Source organism: Streptomyces phyllanthi (genome assembly GCF_009377205.1).
GTDB lineage: Bacteria > Actinomycetota > Actinomycetes > Streptomycetales > Streptomycetaceae > Streptomyces > Streptomyces phyllanthi.
Map to the genome: position 1 here is coordinate 1 of NZ_VJZE01000440.1, position 7594 is coordinate 7594.

The window sequence follows — 7594 nt, forward strand, 5'->3', positions numbered from 1 at the left end:
CCGCTCATACGGGCCAGATGGGCGACGATGCGCTGGTGCGGTGGTAAGGACGGATCGCCGTTCATCCGCGCGACGAGGGCGTCGATGTCGAGGGTCGCCGGGCCGTGGCCCGCCGTGGCCAGGCTGTCCACGGCGCGTCCGAGGACGCGGGGGAAGGCTCCGGTCTCCGCCTGTTGGTGCGGGTAGGCGGATGTGACGACGGCCAGCCCGGTCCCGAACGCGTGGTGCCGGTCGTTGCCTACGCCGGTCAGGGCGGCGGCGACGAATTCGTTGCCGCCCTGACCGGCGTAACAGGTGTCGAGCATCAGCAGGAGTCGGCGGATGGAGGTGCCGAGCAGCATTTTGGGGGCCAGGGCGGCGGTGGTGAGGGCGTCGTCGGGATCGTCGGGGTCGGTGTCGGACATCAGCAGAACGTGTTGGCCGGTGTTCTCGACGATCTCGCCGTGCCCAGCGATGTAGACCGCCAACACGTCGTCCGGCCGACGCTCCGAGGATCTGCAGAAGTCCCTCAGATGCCGGGTCAGTTGGTCGGCCGTCGGGTCGAGGCCGAGGTCGGTGACGTGCTGGTAGCCGAGGCGTCCGGTGAACAGCTCCACGATGTCGTCCCGGGCCGCAACGAGGCCGGGTCGGTCCCAGTCGAGGTGGGTCGCCGCCGGGTATCTCGTCACCGCCGTCGCGATGAGGAACCGGCGGGGCTCGCCACCGCCGGCCCGGCGGTCACCGGACACGGAGTCCGCCGGATATCGCCACCCCGGTCCTGACATCGGTCAGATGGGCCGTCACGTCGTGGGCCGTCACGTCGTGGGCGGGCGCGCCTCTGTGCAGAGCCACTCCTTCGACCCTCGGTCCGAACCGGGTGCGCGGGTCCTTGAGGAGGGCGACGACATCGCCGTGGTCGACCACGTTCCTCCACGCCAGGTCCTCCCCATCGGGCCGGGCGCCGAGCGGGACCGGCGCGGAACACCGGGCCTCGCAGGCCACCACCGAGCCGAGGGAGTGGGCGACGACGACCCGGGTGTCGTCCCCGATCCCCGAGAGGACGCGCTTGCGAGCGGCGGCCCGCACCTCGTGTGCCGGCAGGTAGCGGGTCACGAGCAGGCTCCCCGCACTCCCGAGGTGCCGGCCCACCCCGTGCACACACACCACACGTGCCATGTCGTCCCCGTTCGTGCCCCTCCGGCACGGGCAATCCTAAGGTCGTCGAGGCCGGACCGGGTCGGAGCCCTGCCGGAAGAACCCGTTGCTGCCGGGCGCCGGAGAGCAGGTCCGGTCCGCGGTCGGGAGCAGGCGGCGAAACAGCCGCTCGGCCGGACGACCTCCCAGCGCCACCGAGGATCCGCTGGTGCCGCAGCGGAGCCGACCCTTGCGCGTGGAGCGGTGGGCGCAGGCCGCAGCGCACGATCCGAGGTCGATCTCCGGCACCCGGACCAGGGGGGCGAGCAACGGGCGCGGTCGCCGCACAGCAGGTCCGGCCGTCCTTGCCGCCCTTTCCTGCGGGTCCTTCCGGTCCTTCCGGTCCTTCCGGCCCAGCCGGCCCAGCCGGTCCTTCCGGCCCAGCCGGTCCTTCCGGTCCTTCCGGCCCAGCCGGTCCTTCCGGCCCAGCCGGCCCAGCCGGCCCGGCAGGTCCCGCCGGCCCGATGGCGGCGACGGGCCCGGGCTTTCCTCCCGCCCCGTCGGCGCCGTCCTCCCCATCCCGGCCGGGCGAGCCGTCCCCTGGCGCGTTGAGGGCGTCGGCGACGGCGGCCGGCGCGTCGACCGACGGTGTCGACCGTTCGTGGACTCTGGTGAATTCGAGGAATGCCCGTAGGCTGTGCGGCCGATGGGCGGCGTCGGAGGGTGGGCTCTCAGGTGGATGTACCAGGCAGGCAGCGGCCCACGATGGCGGACGTCGCGGCGAAGGCGGGCGTGTCCCGGGCGCTCGTGTCGATCGTCTTCCGTGACCAGCCGGGGGCGAGCCGGGAGACCCGCGAGCGGGTGCTGCGCGTCGCCGACGAGATCGGCTACCGCCCGGACAACGCGGCCCGGTTGCTGGCCCGTGGGCGCAGCCGCACGCTCGGCGTGATGTTCACCGTCCACCAGACCTTCCACACCGACCTCATCGCGGGCATCTACCCCGAGGCCGAGCGGCTCGGCTACGACGTCCTGCTCTCCGCAGCCGCCCAGGGGCGTGGCGAGGCCAAGGCCGTCGAGGCGCTGCTCAGTCACCGCTGCGAGGCGGTGATCCTGCTCGGCCCCGACTCCGAGCCCGAGTACCTCGACGCCCTCGGACGCCGTACGGTCGCCGTCTCGGTCGGCCGCCGCGTTCCCCAGGCCCAGGTCGACTCCGTGCACTCAGCCGAGGCCAAGGGCGTACGACAGGCCATGGACCACCTCGTCGAGCTGGGGCACCGGCGCATCGTGCACATCGACGGCGGTCGCGGCCCCGGCTCGGCCGAGCGGCGACGTGCCTACCGGGCCGCGATGCGCCGGCACGGACTGGAGTCCGAGCTGCGGGTGCTCCCCGGTGAGCACACCGAGCAGTCGGGCATCGAGGCGGGCCATCTGCTCCTCGCGGAACGTGACCGGGGGCAGGCCCTGCCGACGGCGGTTCTCGCGGGCAACGACAGGTGCGCGTGGGGGCTGTTGATGGCCCTGACACGGGCGGGCGTCGACGTCCCGCGGGACCTGTCCGTCGTCGGCTACGACGACAGTCACCTCTCCCATCTGATGCCGATCGGCCTGACCACCGTCCGCCAGGACGCGGGCCTCATGGCGGAGTGCGCGGTGCGGTACGCCGTGGAGCGGCTGGAGGGGGAGGGGCTGGAGCCGCGGGAGGCGGTGCTGGACCCGAAGCTGGTGGTACGGGGGACCAGCGGGCCGCCGCCCGGGGCGTCGGGCTGAGGCCGTCAGCGCGTCCCCTTCGCCGCGAACGCGGCGACGTCGTCGACGTTGTCCTTGGTGATGAAGGCGGGTCCGGTGAGCACCGGGGCGGTGCCGCCGCCGCTGAAGTTCCCGTTGGTCCTGTACAGCCACAGGGCGTCGACCGAGAGGTAGCCCTGCAGGTACGGCTGCTGGTCGACGGCGAACTGGACCGTGCCGTCCTGGACGGCCTTCACCAGGTCCTTGTTGAGGTCGAAGGTGGCGACCTCGGCCTTGCTGCCCGCGTCGGACACCGACTGCACGGCGGTGAGCGCGATCGGGGCGCCGAGAGTGACCACCTGGTCGATGGAGGCGTCCTGCTTGAGCTTGGCGTTGATGGTGGACTTCACCGACGGCATGTCGGTGCCGTTGACGTACAGGTTCTCCGTCTTGCCGTCGAAGCCCTTCTTCAGGCCCGCGCAGCGTGCCTCCAGAGCGACCTGCCCCTGTTCCTGGATGACGCAGACGGCGTGCTTGGCGCCGAGCTCGTCGAGCCGCTCGCCGAAGGCCTGGCCCGCGATGTTCTCGTCCTGGCCGAAGTACTCGAGCATGCCGAGTTCCTTCCAGTTGTCCAGGCCGGAGTTGAAGCCGACGACCGGGATGCCGGCGGCCTTGGCCTTGGCCACCACGTCCTTCATGGCGTCCGGCTTGGCCGCGGTCAGCGCGATCCCGTCGACCTTCTGGTCGATGGCGTTCTGCACCAGGTTCGCCTGCTCGCCGGCGTTCGGGCTGCTGGAGTAGACGAGCTTGACGTTGTCCTTGGCCGCGGCCGCCTGGGCGCCCTTGCGGATGAGGTCCCAGAAGGTGTCGCCCGGTGCCGCGTGCGTGATCATGGCCACGGTCATGCGGGGGGTGTCGGCCTTGCCCGCCGCGGTGTTCGTGCCGCCTTCCTCGGACTCCTTTCCACCGGAACTGCTGGAGCACCCTGCGGCGAGCAGCGTGCCGGCGAGAACGGTGGCGGTCAGGGCGGCGGCTCGGATGCGGTGGTGTCTGCGCATGTGTCTGGCACCTCGTTGTGCTGGTCAGGGCGTCGGGTGTCGGCGGCCGGGGCGGAGGCCGTCGACCACGACGAAGGGGTCGCGCCAGGGGAGGCGGGTGGGGAGGGGGCCTCCTGTCGATTCACTGGAGCGCATTATTAGCGCGCGCTAGTCGCAGGTACTATGAAGCCGCCCCGAGGTGATGTCAACAGTCGGCGACCTGGTGCCGGACGGGTACGTCGTCCCTGGTGCGGAGGGCTGCCGCGGCCGTGAGGCGGCCGAGGCGCAGGCGGGCGGGCTCGTCGTGGTCGTGCAGGACCGCGGACAGGTGTCCGGCCGCGAAGGCGTCGCCCGCGCCGACCGGTTCGACCACCTCGACGGGCGGGGCGGGTACGAGGGTACGGCCGCCCGAGCCGTAGGAAGTGGCTCCGTGTTCGGCGTCCTTGACCACCACCAGCGGCGACGGCGCGAGCAGGTCCGCGATGTCGTCGGGCCGGGCGGTGTGCCACAGGGATTCGGCCTGGTCCGCCCCACCAAGACGATGTCCGCGGCGCGAGCGAGCCGCAGCAGGATCCGCGGAGCGCCGGCACGCCCGTGGCGCCACAGGGCGGGCCGGTGGTTCACGTCGAAGGAGACGGCAGGCCGGGACGGTGTACCGGCGACGCCGTCCGTCCAGGGGGCGCGGCGCAGCAGAATCTCCTCCAGGAGCCGGGCACGGCTGTCGGAGAGCGCCGCGGTGATGCCGGACAGGTGCACGACGCGTGCGCCGCGCAGCACGGACGCCCGGGCCGGTTCCGGTCCCATATGGGCGTCGCGGCGCCGCGGAGAGCCGTCAGAAGGGCCCTGAGCCAGGCGGCACGGTGCCCGAGGGCCGCCGGCCCGCGGGCTACGTTGGACTCGGCGCCCCCGGCCGAGAGCCGGAGCGTGCTCTGAGCGGCGAGCGGACCGGCATCCGGCGGGGCGAGGACGGCCATGGTCTCACCGATGCATACGACGTCCGTCGGCGCGTGCCGGGGCTGTTCGGCTCCCCGGGGGGCGGCGGGCCAGTGGGTCGAGGCGGTCTCCTGGCGGTCGGGTCGGTGCTGGGACCCGGCTCCAGGACGCGGCATGGGCCGTGCGGGCCCTGCACCGGAGCCGGGTGCGGTTCTGTGGGGAGTCAGCCCTGCGCCGAAGCGTCCGTCGTCAGGCGCAGCAGCACCTTGCTGCTGGCACTGCTCGGGTCCGCGGCGGTCGCGAGGGCCTGTTCGGCCTGTTCCAGCGGGAAGCGGTGGGTGATGACCGGTGAGACGTCCAGGCCGTCGCGCAGGGCGTCGAGGGCGTCGTCGATCTCGTTCACGAAGCGGTAGGAGCCGATCCAGGTGATCTCGCGGGTGACCAGATCACCCAGAACGGAGGGTGCCGCCGTACCGGGCAGATTGCCGACCTGGACGAGGGTGCCGCCGCGGGCCGTGGCCCGCAGTACCGCTCCCAGGGCGGCCGGGGCACCGGACGCCTCGAAGACGACGTCGACGTCCTGCGGCAGCTCCTCGCCGCGGGAGAGGTCGACCGTCGCGTCCGCGCCCATGCGGCGGGCCACGGACAGCGGGGAGGCGGAGAGGTCGGCGGCGACCACCGTACGCGCTCCGCGGTACCCGGCGGCGGCGACGACCAGGGAGCCGATCGGGCCCGCGCCGTTGACCAGGACGTTCCGCCCGCGCAGTGCGGGCACGCGTCCCACGGCGTGCAGGGCCACCGCCAGCGGCTCGGCCAGCGCGCCCGACTCGGTGTCCACACCGTCGGGCAGCGGCCGCACCTGAGCCGCGGGTACGGCCCTGAACTCGCTGAACCCGCCGTCGGTGTGCGGGGTGAGGGCCGCCGACCCGAAGTAGCGGATACGCGGGTGGAGGTTGCCGCGCCCGGCGATCCGCTCCGGCAGCGCCTGTCCGTCCACGACCTGGGCCGGGTGGACGGTGACCGGCTGTCCCACCGACAGACCGGTCACCCCCGCGCCCAGGGCCGCGATCCGGCCGGCGACCTCGTGGCCCAGGACCAGGGGGTGGGCGAGTGCCGCGGTGCCGGAGGCGCCCCTGCGCCAGTAGGAGACGTCGGATCCGCAGATCCCGCCCCACTCCATGGCGAGCAGCACCTCGCCCCGCGCCGGCTCCGGCCGGGGGCGCTCGTCGATCCGGACGTCCCCCGCGCCGTGCACGACGACGGCTTTCATACGGCGCTCGCCTCCCGGACCCGTACGGCCCGCGGTGGCCGGCCCCACCAGGCTCATACGGCGTCCTCCAGCCGCACCAGGTCACGGCCGCGTGTCTCGGGCGAGAGAAGCGCGCCGACGAGTGTGATCAGGGAGTAGACGACGAGCATCGCCGCGATGGGCCACCAGCTGCCGGTGGCGGCGGTGAGGCTCGCCGCGAGAACCGGTCCGACGGCCGTGGCGAGGACCCCGCCGATCTCCTTGGCCAGCGCCAGCTGGGTGAACCGGGTACGCGCTCCGAAGAGTTCGGCCATGGTCACGCTCTCCAGCGAGAACAGCCCGAGGACGCCGATGTTCAGTGCCAGGACCATGCCCAGCATCAGCGCCGGAGTGCTGCCCGAGGTGATCAGCAGCATCACCGGGAAGGCGAGGGCGACGGTGAGGACGGTGAGTGCCACGTACACCGTGCGGCGTCCGAAGCGGTCGCCCAGCATGCCCACGGCCGGCACCGTGAGAAAGCCCAGGAGCGATCCGTACACGATGGCGTCCGTGGGGACGGAGCGACCGGTGGACAGGTTGGCCGCGATGTAGCCGACGAGGAACGTCTGAACCAGCCCCGAGTTGCCCGCCTGGCCGAAGCGCAGCGCAAGGGCGAGGAAGAACGCCCTGCCCTTGCGCTGCCGCATGCCCGCCTCCAGCAGACCGGCGTCGCCCCCGGTGCCCTCGGTGAGGGCCGACTCGACCTCGTGCCGGGTCAGCGCCACACCGTCCACGACATCGGGGCGCTCCTCGAACACCGGGCTCTCCCTGAGGTTGCGCCGCAGCCACACGGCGAACAGCATCAGCCCGAAACTCAGCAGGAACGGCACGCGCCACCCCCACGCGAGCAGCTGCTCCTCGCTGAGGAAGGCGAGCAGCACGGCCCACACGCCCGAAGCGGCGAGCGTTCCCGAGTTGGTGCCCAGGGACACCAGGGAGGCGATCAGGCCGCGCCGCCGGGTGGGGGCGTACTCGGCGAGCATCACGGTGGCCCCGGCGATCTCCGCCCCGGCCCCGAAACCCTGGGCGAGACGGAGCACGACGAGCAGGACCGGCGCCAGGATGCCGATCGACGCGTAGGTGGGCAGAACACCGATGAGCGTGGTCGAGGCGCCCATCAGCAGGATCGTGATCGTCAGGACCTTCTTGCGGCCGAGCCGGTCTCCCATCCGGCCGAAGTAGACCGCGCCGGCGAGCCGGGCGACGTAACCGACGCCGTAGGTGGCCATGGCGGCGATGAGCCCGATCGCCGGACTGACGTCGGGGAAGAAGATCTTGTTGAAGACGATCGCGGCGGCCAGCGAGTACAGCTGGAAGTCCATGAACTCCATGGCGGTACCGAGCCAGCCGGACACGGCGGCCTTGGTCAGATCACGGGTCGTGCGGCGTACGGCGCCCGAGGGCTCCGCCGTGGTGGTGTCGTCCTTCATCGGGAACTCCGTTGTTCGTGTGCTGGGGACGGTGCGGCAGGACGCGGCAGGTGGGGGGAGGCGTGGCG

8 protein-coding genes are annotated in these 7594 nt (G+C 72.6%); 1 reads left to right on the forward strand and 7 read right to left on the reverse strand.

The features are described from left to right. Both FNH04_RS37180 and FNH04_RS37185 read right to left on the reverse strand, forming a co-directional pair. Window positions 1-668: caspase family protein (locus tag FNH04_RS37180; RefSeq protein ID WP_194236937.1), on the reverse strand; the 668-nt coding region annotated here is incomplete at its 3' end. Window positions 669-717: 49 nt separating this feature from the next. Beyond that, entirely contained in the window at window positions 718-1092 is a 375-nt protein-coding gene (locus FNH04_RS37185; RefSeq protein ID WP_152790251.1) for a hypothetical protein, read from the reverse strand. Window positions 1093-1878: 786 nt separating this feature from the next. Between FNH04_RS37185 and FNH04_RS37190 the strand changes: the two genes are divergently transcribed. Beyond that, entirely contained in the window at window positions 1879-2880 is a 1002-nt protein-coding gene (locus tag FNH04_RS37190; RefSeq protein WP_152790252.1) for a LacI family DNA-binding transcriptional regulator, read from the forward strand. A 5-nt stretch (window positions 2881-2885) separates the two neighbouring features. Here the strand turns inward: FNH04_RS37190 and FNH04_RS37195 are convergent, their stop codons facing one another. The 5 genes from FNH04_RS37195 to FNH04_RS37210 form a co-directional block, all read right to left on the reverse strand. After that, window positions 2886-3896: a sugar ABC transporter substrate-binding protein gene (locus tag FNH04_RS37195; RefSeq protein WP_152790253.1), complete on the reverse strand. Its 1011-nt coding sequence runs from the start codon at window positions 3894-3896 to the stop codon at window positions 2886-2888. A 184-nt stretch (window positions 3897-4080) separates the two neighbouring features. Next, a complete protein-coding gene (locus tag FNH04_RS48765; RefSeq protein WP_322724946.1) occupies window positions 4081-4479 on the reverse strand; it encodes a PfkB family carbohydrate kinase in 399 nt (132 codons plus the stop codon). A 16-nt stretch (window positions 4480-4495) separates the two neighbouring features. Then, window positions 4496-4984, reverse strand: a complete 489-nt coding sequence (locus FNH04_RS49540; RefSeq protein ID WP_407704173.1) for a PfkB family carbohydrate kinase — start codon at window positions 4982-4984, stop codon at window positions 4496-4498. 47 nt (window positions 4985-5031) lie between these two features. After that, complete coding sequence (locus FNH04_RS37205) at window positions 5032-6135, reverse strand: L-idonate 5-dehydrogenase (protein ID WP_228031829.1); 1104 nt, start codon at window positions 6133-6135, stop codon at window positions 5032-5034. Next, window positions 6132-7526 (reverse strand): MFS transporter, encoded by a 1395-nt coding sequence (locus FNH04_RS37210; protein WP_152790254.1) that lies wholly within the window; start codon window positions 7524-7526, stop codon window positions 6132-6134. The genes FNH04_RS37205 and FNH04_RS37210 overlap by 4 nt, the downstream gene beginning before the upstream one ends. Window positions 7527-7594 lie beyond the last annotated feature (68 nt).